2 protein-coding genes are annotated in these 2,090 nt (G+C 44.2%); both read left to right on the top strand.

Annotation, left to right across the window (positions count from 1 at the left end):
• Positions 1–130: 130 nt before the first annotated feature.
• A complete protein-coding gene (locus tag H6S82_RS30760; protein WP_242057178.1) occupies positions 131–1,186 on the top strand; it encodes an ATP-binding protein in 1,056 nt (351 codons plus the stop codon).
• 51 nt (positions 1,187–1,237) lie between these two features.
• Entirely contained in the window at positions 1,238–1,618 is a 381-nt protein-coding gene (locus tag H6S82_RS30755) for a response regulator (protein WP_190475732.1), read from the top strand.
• Positions 1,619–2,090 lie beyond the last annotated feature (472 nt).

The following is a 2,090-nucleotide window of genomic DNA, read 5'->3' as shown; positions in this document are numbered from 1 at the left end:
CAAGTAAGCCGAGTCGTGGAAAGAGGAAGCCCAAAGAGCGATCTTTGGAATCCTCGTACCTTTAGGTCGAGGAGGATGTCAACAGCAACTTCAGGACGAACTAAGAGAACGCCAGCAAGTAGCAGCCGCATTGCAGCAGAGTGAAGCTGAATTTCGCTCTTTAAGTGAGAATTCGCCAGTCGGTATCTTCCGTATGGATGCAGAGGGACGCTGTACTTATACCAATCCACGCTGTCAAGCTATCTGTGGCTACACCTTTGACGAAGCTTTGGGAGAAGGTTGGTTACAATTCGTTCATCCGGAAGACCGAGAATGGCTAATGCAAGATTGGTCGCAAACCCTATCCTCTCAACAACAATTTTCGGCTGAGGTGCGTTATATCCATAAAGATGGAACTATTCATTTTGCACAAATGAGAACATCTCCCCTGTCTAGAACTAGCAGCCAATTAATCGGTCATGTGGGAACAGTGGAGGATGTCACCGAACGTCGAGCGATTGAACAGATGAAAAGCGAGTTTGTCTCAATTGTCAGCCACGAACTGCGAACGCCCCTGGCTTCTATTCGCGGTTCTTTGGGGTTACTCGCCGCCGGAGTCTTCAAAAACAAGCCCGAATCTGCCCAACAAATGTTAGACATTGCCACTTACGATACCGAACGGTTAGTACGTCTAGTTAATGATATTCTCGATTTAGAGCGACTGGAATCACACAAAGTTAATCTGAATAAGCAATGGTGCGATGGGGCAGCACTTCTGGAACAGTCAGTTAAAACAATACAATCTTTGGCAGTAGAAAGTCAGATTTTACTATCAGTTGAACCGACTTCTGTTCAAGTCTGGGCGGATAGCGATCGCATTATTCAAACTCTCGTTAATCTGGTCAGCAACGCAATTAAATTTTCACCCCCTCATAGCACCGTTACGCTTAATGTTCAAGAGCAAGCCGACCGGGTTTTATTTGAAGTCAAAGACCAAGGACGAGGCATTCCTGCTGATAAGTTAGAAACTATCTTTGGACGATTTCAACAGGTGGATGCTTCTGACTCTCGCCAGAAAGGAGGAACAGGTTTGGGTTTAGCCATCTCTAAAAGTATCGTACAGCAGCATGGTGGCAGAATTTGGGTCGAAAGTGTTCCAGGACAAGGTAGTAACTTCTATTTCACATTGCCAAAACTCCTCGATTAGCCTTATAATATTACGAATAGAATAAATATGCCCTGATAACAACTATTTTTTATGTCAGACAAGCGAATTCTAGTTATTGATGATGAAATAAACCTCTGTACTGTTATTCAAGCTTGTCTGGAAAACTTAGGAGGTTGGGAGACGCTGACGGCTTTTTCAGGTAAAGAAGGACTTGCGATCGCCCAGACCCAACGCTTCGATGCCATCTTACTAGACGTGATGATGCCAGATATGGACGGAATCACGGTGTTGGGAGAGTTACAAAATAATACAGCTACTCAAGCGATTCCAGTCATTTTGTTTACTGCTAAGGTGCAGTCTAGTGACCTAGCTCAGTTTGCGAAGCTTGACGTGGCTGGAGTAATCGCTAAACCGTTTGACCCTTTGACATTAGCAGATCGAGTGGCTTCCACTTTGGGGTGGTTAAGTTGAAGCTCCCCACCCACGAGGGGATGAGGCTTCCAACCCAACATCTCAGTAAATATGTTGCTTACCTCAAAATTTACTCAAATTTTGATCGTAACTTATAGGTGAAGTGAAAATACTAAGTTGTATCCCACATTAGACCATTGCTAGATGAGACCTGCTATGTCTAGGATGCCTAATGTGGGTTTTATTATTCGATCGCGTTCTATAATCTATCGATTAAATCGGGCAACCTTTAGGAGAGAGCGTGTGCTTATAAAACAATTTCTTTCGGCAATAGTATTTAAGCCTCTAGAAGACTGTATTTTAGCCAGATCCTTTCCAGCCATTCAGTGGTACGTAGCAGACAAAATGGATAAGGTAACTACTAAACGAATTTTATTGAGCGTGCGTAAAACCCCATCCCCTTGCGGGTGGGGATGAAAGCACGGTCAAAAGAAGGGGCTCGATGCCCCTTCTTTTGACAATTAGCGTTGTT

The organism is Planktothrix sp. FACHB-1355 (genome assembly GCF_014748295.1).
GTDB lineage: Bacteria > Cyanobacteriota > Cyanobacteriia > Cyanobacteriales > Aerosakkonemataceae > Aerosakkonema > Aerosakkonema funiforme_A.
The sequence above is the reverse complement of the archived record's forward strand: the minus strand, read 5'-3'. Positions and strand labels throughout refer to the sequence as shown.

What these genes read in the sequence shown, in the direction of transcription:
- H6S82_RS30755 (WP_190475732.1), top strand. Translation starts at nt 1,238, where the DNA reads ATGTCAGACAAGCGAATTCTAGTTATTGATGATGAAATAAACCTCTGT.